This is a genomic window from Afipia sp. MLSD5-FHT05B12 (genome assembly GCF_058793355.1).
The window spans coordinates 70,895-93,190 of record NZ_JBXAFS010000004.1 but is presented as its reverse complement, the minus strand read 5'-3'; the positions used below and the strand labels follow the sequence as shown (position 1 = coordinate 93,190).

Sequence of the window (22,296 nt, the reverse complement as noted above, 5' to 3'; positions counted from 1 at the left end):
TTGCGACAGCGGGCCGGCGTGTGCCTGCACGAACGATACGGTGCAAAATTTGATTGCCGCGCGGGAAGCGCGTGGTCTGCTGTCCGGAGCTGAGACGAAAATCGACCTCAAAAGACCGGGAGCGGGCATTCCTCCAATGACGGCGGGGACATGATAAAGTTGATTAGTCCCTCGGCCGGCCCGCTCGGACGGCCTCGACAATGTCGATGGCAGCCCGGACGCCGCTCTCTATATCCAACTGAGAGTTATCCAGCAAGTATGCATCCGGGGCCGCTTTTAAAGGCGCTGTAGCCCGGTTCCGGTCGCGCTCGTCGCGCTTCAGGATGTCCGCCAGCACCGCGGCCTCGTCCGCCGCCTCGCCCCGGGCACGGGCCTCCAGAGTGCGGCGGCGCGCCCGGACATGAGGGTCCGCCACCACAAAAATCTTCACGTCGGCATCCGGGCAGATCACGGTTCCAATGTCGCGGCCGTCGAGTACCGCGCCCGGAGGGTCCGCCGCAAACTGCCGCTGAAAGTTGATAAGTACTTCCCTGACCTTGGGAATTGCCGACACCACCGAGGCCGCATCACCCACTTTCTGGGTTTTCAGGACCGGATTGCCGAACTTTTCGGGGTCGAGTTCCATCGCCGCAGCGACCGCGAGGGCTTCGTTGCTCAGATCGGCCCCCATCTCCAGCAACGCCTGGGCGACCGCGCGATAAATCACCCCGGTGTCGAGATGGCGGTAGCCGTAATGGTGGGCCAGGCGCTTGCCGAGCGTGCCTTTCCCGGACGCCGCCGGGCCGTCGATGGCGATGATCATGAGAAATCCGCCCCTAAGCCGCGCATCATCGGGATGAAATCGGGGAAGCTGGTTGCGATGAACCCGGTGTCGTCGATTTTCACCGGCGCATCGGATGCCATGCCCATGACCAGCGCCGACATCGCGATGCGGTGATCCATATGGGTCGCGACCAACCCGCCGCCGGGCACATGACCCTTGCCCACCACGATCATATCGTCACCGGAAATTTCCACCTCGACGCCGTTGACGCGCAGCATGTCCGCGGTCGCCTCGAGCCGGTCAGATTCCTTGACGCGCAGTTCCTGCAACCCGCGCATGGTGGTGACGCCTTCGGCAAACGCGGCGGCAACCGCAAGCACGAGATACTCGTCGATCATCGACGGCGCGCGTTCCGGCGGCACGGTCACGCCGCGCAGCTGCGACGCGCGCACGCGGAATTGCGCCATCGGCTCGCCGGCATCGCCCCGCTGATGGCTCTCCTCGATCAAGGCGCCCATTTCGCGCAATGTCGTGAAAAGCCCCGTCCGTAATGGGTTTGTCATGATGTCGGTCAGCGTGACGTCGGATTCCGGCACGATCAGCGCGGCGACAATCGGAAACGCCGCGGATGAGGGATCAGCCGGCACGACCACGTCGGCGCCGCGCAGTTCAGGCTGCCCTGTGAGCGCGATCTTGCGGCCATGGGCGCCCTCTTTCGTCGTTACCACATGCGCGCCGAAATGCGTCAGCATCAGTTCGGTGTGATCGCGGCTGGCTTCCTGCTCGATCACGGTCGTAACGCCCGGAGCGGACAATCCCGCCAGCAGCACCGCCGACTTGATCTGCGCCGACGCGACCGGCGTGCGATAGGTGACCGGAATCGGATCGCGGGCACCTTGCAGGGTCATCGGCAGCCGTCCGCCGTCCGCGCTTGATGTCACGCGCGCGCCCATCAATTCCAGCGGGTCGAGAATCCGGCGCATCGGCCGCTTGCGAAGCGACGCATCGCCATCGAACGTCGCGGCGACTGGACATCCCGCCACCGCGCCCATGGCGAGGCGGCATCCGGTCCCGCTGTTGCCGAAATCGAGCGGCGCGTCCGGCGCCTTGAAGCCGCCGACCCCGACGCCGCGGACCGACCAGGTCCCCTCCCCGGTCCGCTCGACCCGCGCTCCGAGCGCGGCCATGGCCCTGGCGGTGTTAAGAACGTCCTCGCCTTCCAAAAGCCCAGATATCCGGGTTTCACCCACAGCCAACGCGCCCAGAATCAGGGCCCGGTGAGAGATCGATTTGTCGCCCGGAACGCGGACACGGCCGCTGAGAGCGCCCGCCGCACGCGATTCCAGCGGGGTTGGGTGGTCGGAATGGGTCAAGATGGCGTTTCCTCGCTGGTGTGGTAGTTCAGAAGCTCGCTTCGTTGCTCCGCGAGTCCTCAAGCGAGCTTCTGAACCTAAACCACACCAGAATCATAAGATTTGCGAGTGTCCTTCGAGGCCGAAGCTCGCATAAGAACCTGCTGCATGGCCGTGCGAGCTTCGGACTCGGGACACTCGGGTAGGCGGCTCCTACCACGGGGTTTACAGGACGTCACGGGCCGGTCATTTATCCCCCAAACCGCTATTGACAGCGGCGGCGCAACTAGCCAAGTGAAGCACCGCTTTTTCAAGACATTCTCAGGACTATAAACCGTGGCCAAAGCCGATCTCGGAACCAAGCGCATTTGCCCGACCACGGGCAAAAAGTTCTATGACCTCAACAAAAACCCGGTGATTTCGCCGTACACTGGCGAGATCGTGCCGATCGCGCCGGTGCCTCCGCCACGCACGCGCGCTGACGCAGCCGCACGCGCGGCCGCCGCGAACGCGGCCAGCATCGTGCCGGAGCCCGCGGAGGCCGAAGAATTGGTCTCGCTCGAAGAGGCCGACGCCGAAGAGAGCAGCGGCAAGGTCAAGGCCGTGCTGCCGGAATCCGAGGACGATATCGAAGTCGATGAGACCCTTGCCGACGACGACGATGATGATTCGACCTTCATCGCCGAGGACGAGGAAGACGACGAAGACGTCACCGACATCATCGGCGACGTCTCGGGTGACGAAGAGACTTGAGATAAGTTCTCAAGTGTGATTGTTCGGGCTGGCGCGCACGTCGCGCGCCGACTCAAATGTTCTAAACCGCGCTGTCCCACCGCGCGGTGAGGTGTTCGGGGCCATAGCTCAGCTGGGAGAGCGCTTGCATGGCATGCAAGAGGTCGGCGGTTCGATCCCGCCTGGCTCCACCAGCCTCTCTCAAGATTTCAATCAGCGAAATTGATTTTAACGCGTGACGTTCGCTCACTGAACAGAGCGGCGGCGGCGTATGCGCGCGCGCATGGATGCCAATCGGCCGCGATATTGACGCCGCCATCCGAATTCTTTCAATGTGCCACACTGCATCGCTGCGGCATCATCTTTCATTCTCCGTTGATCGAAGGCTGACTCAATGACATCCCAAACCGCGACCGGGGCAATGGCCGGACTACGCGTGATCGACCTGACGCGCGTGCTTGGTGGTCCCTACTGCACGCAGATCCTCGCCGACCACGGCGCGGATGTCGTGAAGGTCGAACCGCCAGCCGGCGACGAGACGCGCGACTGGGGCCCTCCGTTCCACGACGACGACGCGGCTTATTTCATCGGCACCAATCGCAACAAGCGTTCGATCGCCCTCGACCTTGCGTCGGAAGGCGGCCGCGCGGTGCTGATGAAGATGCTCGAGACCGCCGACGTTCTCACCGAAAACTTCAAACCGGGAACGCTCGACAAATGGGGCATCGGCAATGATTTTCTGCGCGAGAAATTCCCCAGGCTTATCCACTGCCGCATTTCCGGATTCGGCGCGGACGGACCGCACGGCGGACACCCGGGCTACGACGCGATCATTCAGTCCATGGTCGGCCTGATGGCCTCGACCGGATCGCCGCAGAGTGGCCCGACCCGCATTGGCGTCGCACTCGTCGACATGACGACGGGGCTTTATGCCGCTGTCGGCATCCTGATGGCGCTGGCGGAACGCGCCAGGTCCGGCAAGGGTCAGTTCCTCGAGACCACGCTCTATGAAACCGGCCTCGCGATCATGCATCCGCACACCGCGAACTATTTCCTCCATGGCAAGCCTCCGGCGCTCACCGGCAACGAGCATCCGAACCTCGTTCCTTACGCAGTGTTTCCGGCGCGCGACGGCGACATCTTCATGGGGGTGGGCAATGACGGCACCTTCCGCAAGCTGATGAAGGAGCTCGGCAAGCCCGAGCTCGGGACCGATCCGCGCTTCGCGCGCAATCGCGACCGTATCGCGCATCGTGACGAGTTGCGCGCCGTACTCGTTGATATCCTGAAGGACGAGGACAGCGAGCCGCTGTGCCGCCGTCTGCTCGCGGCGGGTCTTCCGGCCGGCCCCGTGCAATCAATCGACAAGGCGCTGGCCAACGAGCACACCAAGCATCGCGGCGATATCATCGAAAAGGACTGGTACAAGGGCGTCGCCTCGCCGATCCGTTTCGATCGCACCAAGGCCAGCCTGCGCCGCGTGCCGCCGAAATACAGCCAGCATACCGACGAGGTTCTCGGAGAGTTCGGCTACTCGGCGAAAGAGATCGCCGACCTTCGCGCCTCCGGCGTGGTAGTCGGGGAACGCAAGCGCTAGTGATCCGGTTCTGACATTCGTATTGTATCTTCCGCAGGCACTTTTGCGAATGTCAGAACCAAAGGATCACTAGAATCATAGTTTGCTAGTGTCCTTTCGTATCCGACGTTCGCTCGGAAGGTGCTGAGAAATGAAGCGAACGTCAGATACGGGACACTAGCCCTCGCTCGGGACGACGGCCATTGTGACCGTCGCCCTGACAGTGATCAATTCGCGCATCGGCGGATTGCCTGCATCACGGCCCTGAGGCCGTCTGCGCCCAAGGTCGAAGCCATTTAGGGCTTCCCACAGGCGACCCTCCCCGCTTACCATCCCGCGTCACCAGCACGTCATCCGGCGCTGTTACCCGCGCAACGATGATGACGGCTTCAGGGAGAAAATATCGATGACAATCCGCCAGATGGGCTTTCAGGCTTTCTTGGGCCTGGCTGCTTCGACCGTTCTTGCTTTTGCAACGCCCGCCCACGCTGTCACCGAGCTTCAGTGGTGGCACGCCATGACCGGCGGCAACAACGATATCGTCAACAGGCTCGCGGCTGATTTCAACGCCTCGCAGAGCGACTACAAGGTCGTCCCTTCCTTCAAGGGAAGTTATCCCGACACCATGAATGCCGGCATCGCCGCATTCCGCGCCGGCAACGCACCGCACATCATCCAGGTGTTCGAGGTCGGCACGGCGACGATGATGAGCGCCACGGGCGCCATCAAGCCGGTCTACCAGCTCATGAAGGACGCCAACGAGCCGTTCGACCCGAAGGCCTATCTCCCCGCGATCACCGGCTACTATTCGACCGCGAAGGGCGACATGCTGTCCTTCCCCTTCAACTCATCTTCGATGGTGATGTGGGTCAATCTCGACGCGCTGAAGAAAGCCAGCATCGCGGAGATTCCGAAGACCTGGCCGCAGGTTTTCGACGCCGCGAAGAAGCTGAAGGCGGCCGGATACACCACCTGCGGATTTTCCAATGCGTGGGCATCCTGGGCGCATATCGAACAGTTCTCCGCCTGGCACAATGTCGCGATCGGCACCAAGGCGAACGGCCTCGATGGTTTCGACACCGTGCTGAAGTTCAACTCGCCGCTGCACATCAAGCACCTGCAGAACCTGATCGACCTGCAAAAGGACAAGACCTACGACTATTCCGGCCGCGCCAATGCGAGCGAAAGCCGTTTCGCCTCCGGCGAGTGCCCGCTGTTCCTGACCTCGTCCGGCTACTACGCCACTGCCAAGGGCACCGCCAAGTTCGCGTTCACCTCCGCGCCGATGCCGTATTATCCGGACGCCGCCGGAGCGCCGCAGAACTCGATCATTGGCGGCGCGTCGCTCTGGGTGATGGGCGGCAAGAAGCCCGACGAATACAGGGGCGTCGCCAAGTTCTTCGCTTTCCTGTCCGACACCAATCGTCAGGCCAAGCTGCACCAGGAATCCGGCTATCTGCCGATCACCAAGGCGGCCTATGAGAAGACCAAGGCGGACGGCTTCTACGAAAAGAACCCGACGCTACAGACACCGCTGAAGGAGCTCACCAACAAGGAGCCGACGGAGAATTCACGCGGCTTGCGTTTCGGCAACATGGTGCAGATGCGCGACCTCTGGGCGGAAGAGCTTGAGGCCGCACTTGCCGGCCAGAAGACCGCCAAGGATGCGCTCGATGCAGCCGTCAGCCGCGGCAACGCCATGCTGCGGACGTTCGAGAAAACCGCGAAGTAGGCCGGGTGTTTACTCGCACGACCGCGCGCGTCGCGTCAGTATCCCCCCTCCCCCTCGCGGGGAGGGGTCAGGGAGTGTGCGGCATCCACTCCAGCGCGACCGAATAGCCGCCAATGGAAAAGACCGCCACCTTCAACAACAAGCTGCTGCCATACCTGCTGCTGACACCGCAGCTCGTCATCACTTTCGTATTCTTCTACTGGCCCGCAAGTCAGGCGGTCTGGCAATCGTTCAAGCGCGAAGATGCATTTGGCCTTGCGTCGGAATTCGTCGGTCTGGAGAATTACGAGGCGCTGTTCGCGCAGCCTGAATATTACAAGGCGATGCTGACGACCGTGGTGTTCTCAACCCTCGTCGCGCTGCTGTCGCTCAGCATCGCTCTCCTGTTTGCCACCCAGGCCGACAAGAACCTGAAAGCGGCGCCGGCCTTCAAGACCCTCCTGATCTGGCCCTATGCCGTAGCGCCGGCGATCGCCGGCGTGCTGTGGATCTTCATGTTCCATCCCTCGCTCGGCACGCTGGCGCGCCCGCTGCGCGCGTTTGGCTTCGACTGGAATCCGCTGCTGAACGGCAACCACGCCATGACCCTGGTTGTGATGGCCGCGGTCTGGAAGCAGATTTCCTACAACTTCCTGTTCTTCCTCGCCGGTCTCCAGGCGATTCCCAAGAGCGTACTGGAAGCCGCCGCCATCGACGGCTCCGGTCCCCTGCGCCGGTTCTGGACCATCGTCTTTCCGCTCTTGTCGCCAACCATGTTCTTCCTGCTGGTGGTGAATGTTGTCTACGTCTTCTTCGACACATTCGGCATCATCGATGCCGTCACAGGCGGCGGCCCGGCCGGCGCGACCACAACCATGGTCTACAAGGTCTACGCCGACGGACGCCTCGGCGGCGATCTCGGCGGCTCCGCTGCGCAGTCCGTGGTGCTGATGGTGATCGTCATCGCGCTCACCGCTGTCCAGTTCCGTTATGTCGAACGCAAGGTGCAGTACTGATGGTCGAGCATCGTCCGCTGCGCGATTTCGTCGCCTATGCGATCCTGATCTTCGGCGTTTTCATCGTCGTCTTCCCGGTCTATCTGGCGCTGATCGCTTCGACGCACGACGCGGCCACGGTGGTCACCGGAAACATGCCGCTCTCCCCCGGTGGTCACACCCTCGAAAATTATTACCGGGCGATCTTCGTCGGCGGTTCACGCGCCAGCCGCGAGCCGGTCGGTCACATGCTGATGAATTCTTTCATCTCCGCGATCGGCATCGCGGTGGGCAAGATCTGCATTTCGATCCTGTCGGCATTCGCCGTGGTGTATTTCCGCTTTCCTTTCCGCAAGACCGCATTCTGGATTATCTTCGTCACCTTGATGCTGCCGGTCGAAGTCCGCATCTATCCGACCTACAAGGTGGTCGCCGATCTGCACATGCTCGACACCTATGCCGGGCTGATCCTGCCCCTGATCGCCTCGGCCACCGGCACGCTGCTGTTCCGGCAGTTCTTCATGACCATCCCCGACGAGCTTCTCGAGGCGTCGAAGATCGACGGCGCCGGTCCGTTCCGCTTCTTCAAGGATACCCTGCTGCCGCTGTCGATCACCACCATCGCCGCGCTGTTCGTGATCCAGTTCATTTACGGCTGGAATCAGTATCTGTGGCCGCTGCTGATCACCACGCAGGATTCGATGCAGACCATTGTGACCGGCATCAAGAAAATGCTGACGACAACGGACGAACTGGCGGAATGGCAGCTGGCGATGGCGACTGCCGTGCTGGCAATGCTGCCGCCGGTAGCTGTCGTGATCCTGATGCAGAAACTGTTCGTCCGCGGGCTGGTCGAGACCGAGAAGTAGGAATCAAGAGATGGCTAACGTCATTCTGCACGATGTCCGCAAGACCTATCCCGGCGGCGTCGACGCCATCAAGGGCATCAACTTCGAGGTTGGCGACGGACAGTTCTGCGTGCTGGTCGGACCCAGCGGATGCGGAAAGTCCACGCTGCTGCGCATGGTGGCGGGACTGGAGACCATCACCGGCGGCACCATCGACATCGGCGGCCGCGTGGTCAACGAGATCGAGCCGGCCGACCGCGACATCGCCATGGTGTTTCAGAACTACGCGCTCTATCCGCACATGAGCGTCTACAACAACATGGCCTACGGCCTGCGCAATCGCGGCATGCCGAAGCCCGAGATCGATACGCGCGTCCGCGAGGCCGCGCAGATTCTCGAAATCACGCCGATGCTCGAGCGCAAGCCACGGCAATTGTCCGGCGGCCAGCGCCAGCGCGTCGCCATGGGACGCGCCATTGTGCGGCAGCCGAAGGTGTTCCTGTTCGACGAGCCGCTGTCGAATCTTGATGCCAAGCTGCGCATCGCGATGCGGGTCGAAATCCGCAAGCTGCAACGCCGCCTCAAGACCACCTCGATCTACGTCACCCACGATCAGCTGGAGGCGATGACGCTCGCCGACATTCTGGTGGTGATGAACGGCGGCGTGGTCGAGCAGATCGGCAAGCCGCTCGACATCTATCGCAAGCCCGCCACCACCTTTGTCGCGTCTTTTATCGGCGCGCCGCCGATGAATCTGCTGCCGGTGAAGGCGAACGATCTTGGCGGGCTGCTTGACGCGTTGCAGATCAAGGCGCCCGGAGACGCCATCCTCGGCGTCCGTCCGGAAGACTTCGCCATCGCCGGCGCGGCGCAGGGAGGACTCGCGCTCGAACTCGTGGTGGACGCCATTGAGCGGGTCGGCGCGGAAACATTCGTCTATGGCACGAGGGCGCGCGACGGCGACGGGCCAACTGTCAGCGCCAGGCCGGGCGAGCTGCCTCCCGGCGAGATCATCGTCCGGTTGCCCGGAGAAGCCGCCCCCGCCGTTGGCGAGCGAATCAGGGTTTCTGCAACGCGGGATAAACTGCACCTGTTCAGCGCCGACGGCCGCAGCCGGCTGGCCGGTTAGCTGGTTTTGCCTCTGTTTACGGGCGGTTAGAGGCGCTTGAACAACGCAACCGGCATCGCCATATTTGTTTCAACCGGCAGGCCGCAAGGCTGCCGGGAACCCAGGAAGGAGTGCCGCAAGGGCTCCGACCCAAAGTCGCTTCGAGAGGACTTTGTGAATGTCTCGTGTTCCTTCGCTATCGAGTCCGTTCCTTTTGGGATTCGACGAAATCGAGCGTGCGCTCGATCGCGTCGTGAAAGGCGCGGATGGTTATCCTCCTTACAACATCGAGCGGTGCGGCCGTGATGACGGCCAGCCCGAGCGCCTGCGGATCACGCTGGCGGTCGCAGGGTTTACCCGCGACCAACTCGATGTAACCACTGAGGAAAACCAGCTCGTGATCCGGGGCCGCCAGCAGGACGACAAGACCCGGCAGTACATCCACCGCGGCATCGCCGCGCGGCATTTCCAGCGCACCTTCGTGCTGGCCGACGGGATGTATGTCATCGGCGCAGACCTGAAGAACGGCCTGCTGTCGATCGATCTGGCTCGTCCCGAGCCTGAACGGGTCGTTAAGACGATAGCCATCAATGAGCACGAATAATGGAACGAGTAGCGGACTCGACCGCTTAACACCTACAAGGAGTCGAGACCATGACTGAAGGTAATGTCATCTTCGAACCCGCCGTCTCTCCGGAGGCGCTGGCTACTTTGGGCGAAGGCCATATCGCTTACGTCAAACAGATTCGCTCGGAAGACGTGCCGGGACTTTTCCCGCAGGCACCGCAGATCGCGCCCGGCCTGAAGCTGTTCGCGCTTCACGCTGCCGACGGCACGCCGATCATGCTGACCGACAGCCGCGAGGCGGCGATCGCGAATGCATGGAGCAACGAACTCGAGACCGTCAGCGTTCACTGAGCAGGCCGCAAGCCGCGCAGGAATGCGACGATCGTAAACGAAGCGGTAGCGCGGCGAGCGCTGCCGCTTTTTGTTTGAGGGTATGTTGTATGTTGTGCAGCTTATGGCTTTAGCCGCTTCAGTTCGGCGACGGCGGCTTTGGCTTCGAGCAAATCCTTGGGGCACGACTGGGCGGCGGCGTCCAGAGCCTTCAGCCCCTCCTCCACGTTCCCGTTAAGCACGTACCACTCGCCGACATAGAATTGTGTTTGGCAGCGAATGTTATTCGTCGATTCCGCAGCCATCAATTGAGCGGCAGAACGCTTCCCGAGATAAAGCTCTGCCAGAGCGTAGGGCCAAATCTCGATCGGAAGTTGTTTGGCGTTTGCCTCCAGTTCTGTTTCCGCCATCTCCCCCGCACGCTTGCGCGCTAGATAAAGAAACAGCGTTACGTAAATATCGCGTCGTAATGCAAGGGCACGTGAAAGATCGCTGGAAGCACCCCTGAAGTCGCCTGCCAAAAACTTCATCAACCCCAGAGATCTGGCGTATGTAAAATTCTTTGGATCGAATTCCATTGCTCGCGCGTAATCGGCAACCGCCGCCTCGTAATCTCCCTTACGTTCGTAGGCGCTTCCGCGATTGCGGTAGGCGTTTGTGAAATTCGAGTCCGTTTCAATCGACTTGGTGAAATCGACAATTGCCCGATCGTAGTCGCCCTTGCCCGCATAGACATTGCCACGGCCATCGTAGACGCGGGCGTCCTTCGGACCGATTTCAATCAGCTTGGTATAGTCGGTAATTGCCTGATCATAGTCGCCCTTGTAGGCATAGGCGCTACCGCGGACGCCATAGGCGCTGTGATACTTTGGATCGATCTCGATAGCCTTGCTCGAATCGGCGATAGCTCGCTCGTAATCCCCCTTGCGAGCGTAAGCGTTACCGCGGCCAGCGTAAGCGCTGGCGTCCTTCGGCTTGATTTCAATCAGTTTAGCATAATCGGCAATTGCCTGGTCATACTCACCCTTACGCGACAACGCGTTGCCGCGGCCACCATAAGCACCAAAGAGTTTTGGATCGATCTCAATTGCTTTTGTGAAGTTGGCAACTGCCCGGTCCATGTCGCCCTTTTGAGCGTAGACATCTCCGCGCGCAGCATGCACGCGGGCATCTTTTGGGTTGATCGCTATCGCCTTCTCGGCGTCGGCCATGGCTTGATCAAACATGCCCTTCCGGGCGTATGCCAATCCGCGATTTGCGTAAGGCCTGAAATCCCGTGGATCGAGCGCTATAGCTTGGGTGGCGTCGGCGATCGCACGATCATGATCTCCCTTGCCGCCATATGAGCCGCCACGCCTCACATAGGCCGGCGCGTACTGAACGTCGATCTCGATAGCCTTGTTGGCATCCACAATTGCCTGATCAAAATCAGCCTTGCGCCAGTGGGCTGTAGCGCGATTGGTCAGGACGACGGCCCGGCCCTTATCGTCGAGCTTGCCGGTCTCGAGCAGGCGCATGCACGACGCGATGGCCGCGTCGGCATCTTCGGCCTCGCACGATTTCCAGTCCTGATCGGTTTCAGCCAGAGCAATGAAGGGCGCGAATATGCAGACCAGCGCGATCAAGAACCGCTTCATCACGTTCTGCCCCCGCAGCTTCCAGCGCGTGAGGCGCTGCGGATTTTTCCGCAGATCAGCCTGAGCGCGCATCAAATGTTATACGCGGCCCGGTTTTACACAATGAGCTTACCGGTGGCGGGCTCTCGCTGCGCCATGGGTAGGAAGTCCGTTTCAGGCCGCCGTCGCCGGCGGCAGCGCCAGCACCGAATACAGCGCCTGCGCATCTTTTGACGCGCGCAGCTTCTTGGCGACGTCCTGATCGCGCAGCAGCCGCGCAATCCGCGCCAGCGCTTTCAGATGATCCGCGCCGGCGCCTTCGGGAGCCAGCAGCAGGAACACCAGATCGACCGGCTGACCGTCCATCGCTTCAAAGTCGATCGGACGATCCAGGCGCGCGAACAGGCCGGACAACTTGTCGAGCTTCGGCAGTTTGCCGTGAGGAATCGCCACGCCGTAACCAACGGCGGTGGTTCCCAGTTTCTCGCGCTGGAGAAGCACCTCGAAGATCGAGCGTTCGTTCTGGCCGGTGAGAACGGCGGCACGCGCGGCGAGTTCCTGAAGCGCCTGCTTCTTGCTGTTGACTTTCAACGCAGGGAGAATCGCCTCGGGTGCGACCAGATCGGTAATCGTCATGGAGCGTTCCGAGGGTGAGTTAAGCCGTTGGTGAACTTACAAAATTGGTCTCAGACCGGGCGGCGTCAAGGGCCATTCGAGCCAAAGTCTGGTCCGCATCCCTGAAAGGTCGCGGACCATAGTTAGGCTCGCCCTAGGCGTCAACCGGCTCTGCAACAGTCGGGGGATCCACCCAGCCGACATTGCCGTCCGGCCGCCGGTATATCACGTTCACCCGGCCACTGCCGCCATGCTGGAAAACCATCACCGCCGCTCCGGTCAGATCAAGTTCCATGACCGCCTCGCTCACTGAAAACCGCTTCAGCGAGGTCACCGCCTCCGCGATGATGACGGGATTGAATTCGGCGGCATTGTCGTCGGATGGCGCTTCAATCACATAGCTCGGCGCATCGAGACCCGGCCCGCCATATCCCGCGCCGTTGAGGTCGGACAGCGCAGCGGTGGCCGCATGCGCCTTGCGCGCGGAGCGATCTTTCAGACGGCTCTTGTAACGGCGCAGGCGCTTCTCGATCAGCAGCAGCGCCTGGTCCGCGCTCGCATAAGCATCGGCGGCCATGGAATCCGCCTCGAGCGTGATTCCCGAATCCAGATGAAGCGAGCAATCGGTGCGAAAGCCGAAACCATCCTTGCTGAGCGTGATGTGGCCTGAGTAGTTGCCATCGAAATATTTCCGGAGGACTTCCTCCGTTCGCTCACTGACGCGATCACGCAGGGCTTCACCGATGCTGATGCTTTTTCCAGAGACCCGGAGTGTCATGACGTTACCTCACTTTCGGACTGGCAGTTCGGACGGTCTCAGCGTTCCGCTTCTTGGTGGCGCAGTCAAGCGGTTGCTGTGTCGCGGGATCTGTCCACGGCCGGGGCAGCCGATGTTAATGCTGTGCCGAGCATGCTCTGCTTGTCGCGGCGGCGCTGCACGGACGAGGGAATACGCATGGCTTCACGATACTTCGCGACCGTGCGCCGGGCTATATCAATGCCGTCGCCATGCAATCGTTCCACGATGGTGTCGTCCGAGAGAATGGCCGTCGGGCTTTCCGCATCGATCAGCTGTTTGATGCGGTGCCGCACGGCTTCCGCTGAATGCGCATCGCCGCCATCGGCCGATGCAATCGAGGCGGTGAAGAAATATTTGAGTTCAAAGGTGCCGCGGTTGGTCGCCATGTACTTGTTCGCGGTCACCCGCGAGACGGTCGATTCGTGCATCTGGATGGCGTCCGCGACTGCCTTCAAATTAAGCGGACGCAGATGCGCGACGCCCTGCGTGAAGAAGCCATCCTGCTGGCGAACGATTTCGGTCGCTACTTTCAGGATCGTCCGCGCCCGCTGGTCCAGCGCGCGCACCAGCCATGTCGCGTTTTGCAGACAATCGGTGAAATAGGATTTGTCGCCATCCTTGCGGATGGTTTTCGACAGTTGCGAATAGTAGACCTGATTGACCAGAACTTTTGGGAGCGTGTCGCTGTTGAGTTCGACATGCCAGCCGCCGTCCGGTCCCGGACGAACATAGACATCCGGCACGACGCTTTGCGCCTTGGCCGATCCGAACTTCAGGCCGGGCTTGGGATCGAGATGGCGGATCTCGCCGATCATGTCGGCGATGTCCTCGTCATCGACACCGCAGATTTTCCGCAACGACGCGATGTCGCGCTTCGCCAGCAGATCGAGATTTTCAACCAGCGCCTGCATCGCGGGATCGTAACGGTCACGCTCGCGCAACTGGATCGCGAGACATTCGCTCAAACTGCGCGCGCACACGCCGGGCGGATCGAACTTCTGCAAAACCGCGAGGACTGCCTCGACGGCCTCTTGCGAGGCGCCGAGTTTTTCGTGGGCATCGCCGAGATCGGGCGGCACATAGCCCGCGTCGTCGACAAGATCGATCAGGTACTGCCCGATCATGCGGCTCGCCGGATCGGGGAATGCGACCGCCAGCTGCTCGGCGAGATGTCCGCTCAGCGTCGTCTCCGCTGCGACAAACGCTTCGAGATTGTAGTCGTCATCGTTGGAGGCGCCGCCGCCCCATTCGGTATAGGCGGTCGGCGCGGCATCCTGCGCATTGCGCGCAGCGGCGTCCGCGGGCTCCTCCGGAAACACGTTCTCCATGCCGGTGTCGAGGGTCTGCTCGATCTCGGTGCGGGTCCCGAGATCCGGGGCCATCCACTCCTCGGCGCCGGCCTCAAAGCTGTCCGAAGACCGTTCGCCGTCCGCGCCTGAGGAGAATTCCGCACCGTCGGAAAAGTCCCCGCCATCGGCCTCGGCGTGGCCGGAGGCGGGTTCGCCATGATCGGGGGCACCATCCTGATTTGCCCGCTCGAGCAGCGGATTGCGCTCAAGCTCGTCCTCGACGAAGGCCACGAGATCGAGATTCGACAGTTGCAGCAGCTTGATCGCCTGCATCAGCTGCGGCGTCATCACCAGCGACTGCGACTGGCGGAACTCTAATCTCTGCGTCAGGGCCATAAAAACCAGATCCGGTCCAAAAGTTGGTCCGTTTCTTGCTTATATCTTTCCTGCGCGCTTGTACACGGCTTGACGTTTTGAAAATTTGGGATACTGCGCCCGCCGCCCGAAATCCCTGATCAAGGTGAATCAGAGCCGGAATTCCTCGCCCAGATAAAGGCGGCGCACGTCCGGATCGTTGACGATTTCGTTCGGGTTGCCCTCGGTCAGCACCTCGCCTGCATAGACAATATAGGCGCGGTCGGTGAGCCCCAGCGTCTCGCGGACATTGTGGTCGGTAATCAGAACGCCGATGCCGCGCTGTGTGAGATGCCGCACCAGTTGCTGAATATCGCCGACCGCGATCGGGTCGATGCCGGCGAAGGGCTCGTCGAGCAGCATGTAGTTGGGACGCGATGCCAGCGCGCGCGCAATTTCGACGCGCCGGCGTTCACCGCCGGACAAGGCGATGGAGGGCGATTTCCGCAGCCGCGTGATGTTGAATTCGTCGAGCAGCGAATCCAGTTCGCGTTCGCGCTTGCGCTTGTCCGGCTCGACCACTTCCAGCACCGCGCGAATGTTGTCTTCGACAGACAGCCCGCGAAAGATCGACGCTTCCTGCGGCAGATAACCGATGCCGAGCCGCGCACGCTGATACATCGGCAACTGCGTCACATCGTGGCCATCGAGCTCGACGCGGCCGCGATCCGGCTTGATGAGGCCGGTAATCATGTAGAAGCAGGTGGTCTTGCCGGCGCCGTTCGGACCGAGAATGCCGACGGCTTCGCCGCGGCGGACATAAATGCTCACGCCATGCACGATCTTGCGCGTGCCGAAACTCTTCTCGACGCCGTGAACGGCGAGATAACCCGAGTGCTGCGCACGCGGTGTCGCGCCGTTAGACGCCGCGCGGCTGCGCGGCTGCTCTCGCGGCACATCCCGCGACAGATTGCGAGGAATGGGCGGCGCGTCATGCGTGAACGCGGACGGCTCATGGGGCGCAAGCGCCGGAGGATCGCGCGGGATTGCCGCGACGGCTTCGCGCCTGACCGGCGCGTTCTCGCGGCTGGTCAGAGGCTTCTCGCCCGCGGCCGGCTTGAAGATGTCGCCCATTCGCGCGGCCAAGGACGTGATGTCCTGGCGCAGGCCGTCCTGCTGCGAGCGGGCAAAGCCCTGCCGTCCACGCGCCGGGCCTCGACGACGAAAGATGCGCAGGAGATCCACCATGCCCGCTTAATTCAGCCTTTGGGTTGTTGCCTGAACATGATGGACCGGAGCCGTATTGCCCATCCCCAGATGTTCAGGGGCTGCGTGATACAGGCTTGCTGTTCCCGGTTCAACTGCTGCGCTTTCGGGGAGTCGCCAAGTCATTGAGTTTAAGCGGTTTTCCGGGAGCGCTCGGTGTTGTTGACGGTTGCGGGCCGCCGGAGTTGCCGCCTGCCGGCGCCCCGCTGGGAGCGGCCTGAAAGACGCCCTGCACGCGTCCGCTGTTCGATTCGACCCGGGAGACCCCGGTGGTGAGATCGACAACGAGGCGATCGCCACGCAGCACGTTCTTTTCCTTGGTCAGCAACACATTGCCATGCATCGTGACGGTATTGGCGCGCATGTCGAACACACCGCGATCGCCCGTGACGGTCGAATCCTTCTGCGTGACGATGACGCCGCCCTGCGCCTCAAGCCGCTTGATCGACGAGCTTCCGCTCGGGCCGGGCGTCGCGGATTTCATCGCCGTCTTCCTGGGGCCGGAAGGCTCGTTATCGTAGAACACCACCAGCGTCTTGCAGAGCATGGTGGTGTCGCCCTGCACAACCTTTACATTGCCGCTGAACGTCGCGGCCTTGTCCTTGTCGCGCATTTCGAGCGACGCGGCGTCGATCTGAATCGGCTTGTCGCGGTTCTGCGAAAAGCCCTGCATCGCGTTGGGCACACCCGTTGCCGAACTCTGGGCATGCGCATCCGCCGGGCAACACAGGACCGCCGCGAGCGCACCGACAGACAGCGCGCGCACGATCGCGCGCATGGCCTCAGGACCGTTGTAAATCTTCATCATCCCAAAAATCATCTTGCAGCAGCATCCCGCGCGGGAGCCTGAACGGCGTTCGGCGCATCCTTCGGCTCTTCCGGGATCAGGATCATCGAGACGCCGCCTTCGAAGCGCACCAGCGCGCCATTTTCGGTTATTCTGAGACGCCTGGCGTCGAGCGTTCCGTTCAGCAATTTCACCGCCACGGGTTCATCCGACGACACCGAGCCGCCGCCGATATCGACGGTGGCCTGGGTCAGCCGCGCCTCATAGCCCGTGGAGGATTGCAGGAAGATGTTGTCCTTCAGATCCAGCAACTGGGTTTTGGTATCGAACAGCCCGGTGCGCGCATCCATGGTGATGCCTGTCTTGTCTTCCATCTGAACTTTCGCGCGCAATTCGTTGAGTTCGACGTTGTTCGGTTTGGTCACGTCCTGAATCGCTGATTTGGCCCAAAGCTCATACGGGCGATTGTCCGGCGTGAAGCCCGCAAGGTGCGGCGAGTCCATCGTGATCTTGGTGCCCGAGACTCCGAGCTTGCCAATATCGATCGGCAGCTTTGAAAGAATCCTGAACGGGTTGAACAGCGAGATGCCGATGATCGTCAGCATCGCGGCGGCCACCATCACCGGCACGGCCAGGCGCATCTGGCGCACGCGGCGGCTATGACGCCGCGCTTTCGCATAGCGCGCATCCGCTCCAGCCTGATAGCTCTGGCCCTGAACCGACAAAACATGCTCCGAAACGCCGGGATGGCGCCGTCATTCTACGCAATGACGCACCATTTTGCAGCCCGGCATTTGTCTTGGCCCACCAAGCACTTGGCAAAGAGCAAAAAAGTGACGGAAACCGGGCAAACTTCGCTGCAAATGGCGGGATTGGGCCGCAAACGGCAGGATTATGAATGGGCGAAGATGTCGTCGTTTTCCCAGCCCTGAAGGTCGAGCCGCGCGCGGGCGGGCAGAAACTGGAAGCAGGCGGCGGCGAGCGCCTCGCGGTTCTCGCGCGCCAGCATCGCATCGAGCTTTTCGCGCAGCGCGTGGAGGTGCAGCACGTCGGACGCCGCATAGGCGAGCTGCGCATCGGTCAGTGACGCCGCACCCCAGTCGCTCGACTGCTGCTGCTTCGACAGATCGACGCCGAGCACCTCGCGCACCAGGTCCTTCAGCCCATGACGGTCGGTGTAGGTGCGGACCAGCCGCGAGACGATCTTGGTGCAGTAGACCGGCTCCGGCATCACGCCGAACGCATGAAACAGCACGGCGAGATCGAACCGCGCGAAATGAAAAATCTTGGTGACCTTGGGATCGCCGAGCAGCTTCTTCAGATTCGGCGCATCGGTGTGGCCGGCAGGAATCTGCACCACGTCCGCGGTGCCGTCGCCGTTCGACAACTGGATCACGCAGAGCCGGTCGCGGTGCGGGTTGAGCCCCAGCGTCTCGGTGTCGATCGCCACCGACTGCGTGTAGCGCGAAAGATCCGGCAGGTCGCCGCGATGCAGGCGGATGGTCATGGTCTGTCAAAACCTTTGCAGAGTGTTCGAATCGACGGGCCTAAACTACCGCCCAAATCCCCTGCCGACGAGGGGGAGGACGGGCCCAATCCGCTCCGCATAACCGCGCCCGTCCCCGTTGGCAATGACGATGGACCGGGTTGAAGCGCCTGCCGCAGGAGATATGCTGCCGCGATGGTCACAAAACGCCGCCGCGCATCCGCCCATCAAGCCGGGCTTGCGACGATTCACGAACTCGATCCCGCGCTCGAACTGATGTTTTTCGGCTGGCGCGGAATGACTGAAAAGGCCGACGCGTATCTGGCGACGGTCGGGCTTTCGCGGGTCCATCATCGCATCCTGTACGTCATCGCGCGCAAATCTGATGTGACGGTCGGATTGCTCCAGGACATTCTGGGCATCAGCAAGCAGGCGCTGCATCGCCCCCTGAAGCATCTGCTGGACCAGAACCTTGTCGTCTCCAGGCGCGATGCCGATCAGCATCGCTACAAGATCCTCGGCCTGACCTCGGCGGGCGAGAAGATCGAACACCGCGCGTCGGAGCTCGAGCGCCGGGTGATGAAGAAAGCTTTCTCAGAAGCCGGCGCGTCCGGCGCATCCGCATGGATGCGGGTAATGGCATCGATCGCCGACAGCACCTGACGGCGCAGTTCGCCGCCAGCCCTCCGGCGCCCTTACATCCTAAGGTCAACTATGTTGACATGAGGATGTCCCGCTGCCAGTATCTTCTAGACATCGTCCGGGGAGAGACGCGCATGGACAGAACTGCCGCGAGGGATTTTGCCCGGCATTGGGAAGCCAGCTGGCGAAAGGTCGATATCGACGCCGTCGTTTCTCACCTCGCCGACGATGCGGAAATGCGCAGCCCGCTTGCCGTCACCCTCACGGGATCGGCGGTCGTGAAGGGCGCGCCGGAGATTCGCAGTTACTGGCGGAAAGCTTACGGCCACATCCGGCAGGCCGATCTCCGGGTGCTGTCATCGAGCTGGGACGACGAGTTATCGCGTCTCACCATCTGGTGGCAGCTCGACGATGTCCGCGCCAGCGAGTTCATGGACTTCGGGCCAGACGATCGCGTGATCCGCAGCGAAGCGTTCTACGGGAAATGAAGGATCTCGGTATGTGGACCAACATTCTGCTGGGACTGGCTGCCCTCTGGCACGCCGCGGCTGCGTTTTATTTTCTGGGCCTGACTGGCCGGATGCTCGGATCGCACACATTCGAGCGGCCCGTGAATGTCGTCGCGCAGGACATGATGCAATTCCTCGGCGCGATGAACGTCTCGATTCTGGTCGCCTGCATTTACGGACTCATCGGCGGCGCCGCGGTCCAGACCGCCGTCCTGCTGATCGTCGCGGTTGCCAACCTGTCGCAGTTCGCCAAGGATATGCATGCTCATTCCACCGGCCGCTGGAGGCCACGGCTTGCCATGATCACGACCCTCGATGGGTTCTTTGGCTTCGTCTGCCTTGGCGTTTACGCCTATCAGGTCGCCTGAGCCGGCAGCCGGCAGCGCAAAATCGTCAGCGCCACAGCCCCAGCGCCGCCCACTTCGATTCGGGAATCAGTTCGCCGATCTTGTAGCTGAACGACAGCACCTTCATGTGGTCAGGCGATCCCTTGCATGCGAAGGAGAACGAATACCATCGCCCCTTGCTGCGGAAGGCGCCGCCCTTGCCGGTGACGGTGTCGCCCGCATGCCGCGGATGGGACAGCACGTCTGTCTTGGCGCGGTCGGGACGATAGGAATTGGCGTCGCGGTTGATCCGGCTCATGGCCTCAAGATCGCAGACCTGTTCCAGCCGTGTTTGCGGATCGAGCTTCTTCAGGCTTGCTGCGAACCGCGCGTCCATCGCAAGACACGGAGCGGCCGGAAACAGCGCGGCGATCAGGACAACGGCGTTAATTTTCACAAAAGCCCACCGAAACGCGGGATGAGGATGCACCGTTTCGGAAAACCTGACCTCCGGGGAGGAGGCCGTTTTCGAATCTATGGTGCCCAGGAAAGGACTCGAACCTTCACGGCCGTTAAGCCACTGGCACCTGAAGCCAGCGCGTCTACCAATTCCGCCACCTGGGCATTGGGTGCGGTTACTAAGGACAGGGCGCGCGCTTGTCAAATTGGGCTGGTGATGCGGGATTAGCCTGTACAGCGCGAGGATGATGGCGTATCGCGGAAATTGGCGGGGCCACCGTCCCCGCTTCGTTTATTTGCGCAGGAACCAGCCCATGTCAGCCCGTATCGATACGCTTGTCACGATCTTCGGAGGATCGGGTTTTCTCGGCCGGCATGTGATCCGGGCGCTCGCCAAGCGCGACTATCGCATCAGGGTCGGGGTCCGGCGGCCGGAATTGGCCGGTCATCTGCAACCCCTGGGCAGGGTCGGCCAGATTCACGCCGTTCAGGCGAATCTGCGATATCCGGCCTCGGTGCAGGCGGCGGCGCGCGGCGCGAGCGTGGTCGTCAACCTGGTGGGCATTCTGTCCGAGGGCGGTGCGCAGACCTTCGACGCGGTTCAGGCCAAGGGCGCGGAGACCATGGCACGCACGGCGAGCGAGATCGGCGCGCGCGTGGTGCATGTGTCGGCGATCGGAGCGGACGCGAACTCAACTTCGCGCTATGCGCGCGCCAAGGCCGCCGGCGAAGCGGCTGTGCTCGCGGCTGCGCCGGCGGCGACGATTCTGCGTCCCTCCGTGGTGTTCGGCCCCGAAGACCATTTCACCAACCGTTTCGCGGGCCTCGCGCGCATCTCGCCGGTGCTGCCGCTGATCGGCGGCGGACTGACGAAATTGCAGCCGGTCTATGTCGGTGACGTTGCCAATGCCATCGCCGATGCGGTCGACGGCAAGACCAGGCCGGGCGCGACCTACGAACTCGGCGGCCCCGAAGTGATGACCATGCGGGAGATCATCGAGGCCATCGTGAAAATCACCTATCGCGACACCATGCTGGTGTCGCTGCCGTTCCCGCTCGCCAAATTGCAGGCGTTCTTCCTGCAATTCGCGCCCGGCGACCTGAAGCTGACGCCGGATCAGGTCGAGCTTCTGCGCAGCAACAACGTGGTGTCGGAGGCTGCGAAAGCGGCGGGGCTGACGCTGGAAGGCTTGGGGATCACGCCGGATTCGCTCGAAGCTGTCGCGCCATCCTATCTCTGGCGCTACCGCAAAACCGGACAGTTCGCGCACAAGGACGCGTGATCTCTTTCCCTCTCCCGCAAGCGGGGGAGAGGGCAGGCAGAGCGCGCTTCGGGCATGTTTGAAAACTACTTCCCGAGCGCCAGCGCGATCAGTCCGAGCGAGCCGACGATGACGCGCCACCATGCGAACAGCGCGAAGCCGTGGCGGGTGACATAGCCCAGAAACGTCTTCACCACGATGATCGCCGTGATGAACGACACCACGAATCCGAATGCGATGATCAGGCCGTGGTCCATCGTCATCTCGCCGCGGTTCTTGTAGAAATCATACACAAACGCGCCGACCATGGTCGGGATCGCAAGGAAGAACGAAAACTCCGCGGCCGCGCGCTTGTCGGCGCCGAACAGCATCGCCGCCACGATCGACGCCCCCGAGCGTGACACGCCGGGGATCATCGCAGCGCACTGCGCGACGCCGATGCCGAGATACATCGGCAGCGAGAACGCCGTGGCGTCATGATAGCGCGGTTTGAAATCCTGCTGATCGACCCAGAGCAACACGGCGCCGCCGGCGATCAGCGTGAAGCAGACCACCCAGGGATTGAACAGCACGCTCTTGATGAAGCTTCCGAAAATCAGTCCGAGAACCACCGCGGGAAAAAACGCCAGCAATACGCCGATGACGAATCGCCGTGCCGCCGGATCGGAAAACATGCCGAGGGCGATACGCCACAACCGGCCGAAATAGATCACCAGAATGGCGAGGATCGCGCCGAGCTGGATCATCACCGCGAAGGTCTTCCAGAAATTATCCCGATCCAGATCCATGAATCGTTCCACAAGCAGCAAATGTCCTGTGGACGACACCGGCAGGAATTCGGTCACGCCCTCGACGATTCCGAGAACGAGGGCCTTCAAAAGATCAGCTAACATCTGGGGATAAT

At 61.9% G+C, this 22,296-nt stretch carries 24 protein-coding genes and 2 tRNA genes; 13 read left to right on the top strand and 13 right to left on the bottom strand.

The window, feature by feature from the left end; genetic code table 11:
• Window positions 1–163: 163 nt before the first annotated feature.
• Together cmk and aroA are read right to left on the bottom strand one after the other, a co-directional pair.
• Entirely contained in the window at window positions 164–802 is a 639-nt protein-coding gene (gene cmk, locus AC1Q6J_RS07555; RefSeq protein WP_492278698.1) for a (d)CMP kinase, read from the bottom strand.
• Complete coding sequence (gene aroA / locus AC1Q6J_RS07550) at window positions 799–2,136, bottom strand: 3-phosphoshikimate 1-carboxyvinyltransferase (protein ID WP_492278697.1); 1,338 nt, start codon at window positions 2,134–2,136, stop codon at window positions 799–801. The genes cmk and aroA overlap by 4 nt, the downstream gene beginning before the upstream one ends.
• 315 nt (window positions 2,137–2,451) lie before the next feature.
• Here aroA and AC1Q6J_RS07545 point away from each other — a divergent pair, with 315 nt between their 5' ends.
• The 9 genes from AC1Q6J_RS07545 (at window position 2,452) to AC1Q6J_RS07505 (ending at window position 10,003) form a co-directional block, all read left to right on the top strand.
• Window positions 2,452–2,868, top strand: a complete 417-nt coding sequence (locus AC1Q6J_RS07545) for a TIGR02300 family protein (RefSeq protein WP_492278696.1) — start codon at window positions 2,452–2,454, stop codon at window positions 2,866–2,868.
• A gap of 97 nt (window positions 2,869–2,965) precedes the next feature.
• A tRNA-Ala gene (locus AC1Q6J_RS07540) sits at window positions 2,966–3,041 on the top strand.
• A gap of 200 nt (window positions 3,042–3,241) precedes the next feature.
• The gene (locus AC1Q6J_RS07535; protein WP_492278695.1) at window positions 3,242–4,444 is read left to right on the top strand and encodes a CaiB/BaiF CoA transferase family protein; all 1,203 of its coding nucleotides are present in this window, start codon (window positions 3,242–3,244) and stop codon (window positions 4,442–4,444) included.
• A gap of 385 nt (window positions 4,445–4,829) precedes the next feature.
• Entirely contained in the window at window positions 4,830–6,155 is a 1,326-nt protein-coding gene (gene ugpB, locus AC1Q6J_RS07530) for a sn-glycerol-3-phosphate ABC transporter substrate-binding protein UgpB (RefSeq protein WP_492278694.1), read from the top strand.
• Window positions 6,156–6,268: 113 nt separating this feature from the next.
• On the top strand, window positions 6,269–7,150 hold the full coding sequence (ugpA, locus tag AC1Q6J_RS07525; protein WP_492278693.1) for a sn-glycerol-3-phosphate ABC transporter permease UgpA: 882 nt from the start codon (window positions 6,269–6,271) through the stop codon (window positions 7,148–7,150).
• Complete coding sequence (gene ugpE, locus AC1Q6J_RS07520) at window positions 7,150–7,998, top strand: sn-glycerol-3-phosphate ABC transporter permease UgpE (RefSeq protein ID WP_492278692.1); 849 nt, start codon at window positions 7,150–7,152, stop codon at window positions 7,996–7,998. The genes ugpA and ugpE overlap by 1 nt, the downstream gene beginning before the upstream one ends.
• Window positions 7,999–8,008: 10 nt before the next feature.
• Window positions 8,009–9,106 carry a sn-glycerol-3-phosphate import ATP-binding protein UgpC gene (locus AC1Q6J_RS07515; protein ID WP_492278691.1) on the top strand — a complete coding sequence of 366 codons (1,098 nt, stop codon included), beginning with the start codon at window positions 8,009–8,011 and terminating at the stop codon, window positions 9,104–9,106.
• A gap of 157 nt (window positions 9,107–9,263) precedes the next feature.
• Entirely contained in the window at window positions 9,264–9,689 is a 426-nt protein-coding gene (locus tag AC1Q6J_RS07510) for an Hsp20 family protein (RefSeq protein WP_006023255.1), read from the top strand.
• 50 nt (window positions 9,690–9,739) lie between these two features.
• Window positions 9,740–10,003, top strand: a complete 264-nt coding sequence (locus tag AC1Q6J_RS07505; protein WP_492278690.1) for a BQ00720 family protein — start codon at window positions 9,740–9,742, stop codon at window positions 10,001–10,003.
• Between the two features lie 101 nt (window positions 10,004–10,104).
• Here AC1Q6J_RS07505 and AC1Q6J_RS07500 read toward each other — a convergent pair whose 3' ends face one another.
• The 8 genes from AC1Q6J_RS07500 to AC1Q6J_RS07465 all read right to left on the bottom strand — a co-directional run bounded on the left by AC1Q6J_RS07500 (window position 10,105) and on the right by AC1Q6J_RS07465 (window position 18,215).
• Complete coding sequence (locus AC1Q6J_RS07500) at window positions 10,105–11,691, bottom strand: tetratricopeptide repeat protein (RefSeq protein ID WP_492278689.1); 1,587 nt, start codon at window positions 11,689–11,691, stop codon at window positions 10,105–10,107.
• Between the two features lie 81 nt (window positions 11,692–11,772).
• On the bottom strand, window positions 11,773–12,234 hold the full coding sequence (gene ptsN / locus AC1Q6J_RS07495; RefSeq protein WP_492278688.1) for a PTS IIA-like nitrogen regulatory protein PtsN: 462 nt from the start codon (window positions 12,232–12,234) through the stop codon (window positions 11,773–11,775).
• A gap of 133 nt (window positions 12,235–12,367) precedes the next feature.
• Window positions 12,368–12,991, bottom strand: coding sequence for a ribosome hibernation-promoting factor, HPF/YfiA family (gene hpf, locus AC1Q6J_RS07490; protein WP_492278687.1), 624 nt, complete (start codon window positions 12,989–12,991; stop codon window positions 12,368–12,370).
• 65 nt (window positions 12,992–13,056) lie between these two features.
• The gene (rpoN, locus tag AC1Q6J_RS07485; RefSeq protein ID WP_492278686.1) at window positions 13,057–14,697 is read right to left on the bottom strand and encodes an RNA polymerase factor sigma-54; all 1,641 of its coding nucleotides are present in this window, start codon (window positions 14,695–14,697) and stop codon (window positions 13,057–13,059) included.
• Window positions 14,698–14,826: 129 nt separating this feature from the next.
• The gene (gene lptB, locus AC1Q6J_RS07480; protein WP_492278685.1) at window positions 14,827–15,903 is read right to left on the bottom strand and encodes an LPS export ABC transporter ATP-binding protein; all 1,077 of its coding nucleotides are present in this window, start codon (window positions 15,901–15,903) and stop codon (window positions 14,827–14,829) included.
• A 109-nt stretch (window positions 15,904–16,012) separates the two neighbouring features.
• Window positions 16,013–16,741 carry an LptA/OstA family protein gene (locus AC1Q6J_RS07475; protein ID WP_492278684.1) on the bottom strand — a complete coding sequence of 243 codons (729 nt, stop codon included), beginning with the start codon at window positions 16,739–16,741 and terminating at the stop codon, window positions 16,013–16,015.
• Window positions 16,738–17,433 carry an LPS export ABC transporter periplasmic protein LptC gene (gene lptC / locus AC1Q6J_RS07470; RefSeq protein WP_492278683.1) on the bottom strand — a complete coding sequence of 232 codons (696 nt, stop codon included), beginning with the start codon at window positions 17,431–17,433 and terminating at the stop codon, window positions 16,738–16,740. Before lptC ends, AC1Q6J_RS07475 begins: the two co-directional genes overlap by 4 nt.
• Before the next feature lie 167 nt (window positions 17,434–17,600).
• A complete protein-coding gene (locus AC1Q6J_RS07465; RefSeq protein WP_492278682.1) occupies window positions 17,601–18,215 on the bottom strand; it encodes a ribonuclease D in 615 nt (204 codons plus the stop codon).
• A gap of 174 nt (window positions 18,216–18,389) precedes the next feature.
• On the opposite strand from AC1Q6J_RS07465, the gene AC1Q6J_RS07460 reads away from it, so the two are divergent.
• The 3 genes from AC1Q6J_RS07460 to AC1Q6J_RS07450 all read left to right on the top strand — a co-directional run bounded on the left by AC1Q6J_RS07460 (window position 18,390) and on the right by AC1Q6J_RS07450 (window position 19,713).
• On the top strand, window positions 18,390–18,857 hold the full coding sequence (locus AC1Q6J_RS07460) for a MarR family winged helix-turn-helix transcriptional regulator (protein ID WP_492278681.1): 468 nt from the start codon (window positions 18,390–18,392) through the stop codon (window positions 18,855–18,857).
• 113 nt (window positions 18,858–18,970) lie between these two features.
• On the top strand, window positions 18,971–19,324 hold the full coding sequence (locus AC1Q6J_RS07455) for a Cif family virulence factor (protein ID WP_492278680.1): 354 nt from the start codon (window positions 18,971–18,973) through the stop codon (window positions 19,322–19,324).
• A gap of 11 nt (window positions 19,325–19,335) precedes the next feature.
• The gene (locus AC1Q6J_RS07450) at window positions 19,336–19,713 is read left to right on the top strand and encodes a hypothetical protein (RefSeq protein WP_492278679.1); all 378 of its coding nucleotides are present in this window, start codon (window positions 19,336–19,338) and stop codon (window positions 19,711–19,713) included.
• A 25-nt stretch (window positions 19,714–19,738) separates the two neighbouring features.
• Here AC1Q6J_RS07450 and AC1Q6J_RS07445 read toward each other — a convergent pair whose 3' ends face one another.
• Entirely contained in the window at window positions 19,739–20,068 is a 330-nt protein-coding gene (locus AC1Q6J_RS07445; RefSeq protein ID WP_492278960.1) for a DUF930 domain-containing protein, read from the bottom strand.
• 140 nt (window positions 20,069–20,208) lie between these two features.
• A tRNA-Leu gene (locus AC1Q6J_RS07440) sits at window positions 20,209–20,295 on the bottom strand.
• Between the two features lie 149 nt (window positions 20,296–20,444).
• On the opposite strand from AC1Q6J_RS07440, the gene AC1Q6J_RS07435 reads away from it, so the two are divergent.
• A complete protein-coding gene (locus AC1Q6J_RS07435) occupies window positions 20,445–21,413 on the top strand; it encodes a complex I NDUFA9 subunit family protein (RefSeq protein ID WP_492278678.1) in 969 nt (322 codons plus the stop codon).
• A gap of 65 nt (window positions 21,414–21,478) precedes the next feature.
• Here the strand turns inward: AC1Q6J_RS07435 and AC1Q6J_RS07430 are convergent, their stop codons facing one another.
• Window positions 21,479–22,285, bottom strand: coding sequence for an undecaprenyl-diphosphate phosphatase (locus AC1Q6J_RS07430; protein ID WP_492278677.1), 807 nt, complete (start codon window positions 22,283–22,285; stop codon window positions 21,479–21,481).
• Between the last annotated feature and the right edge of the window lie 11 nt (window positions 22,286–22,296).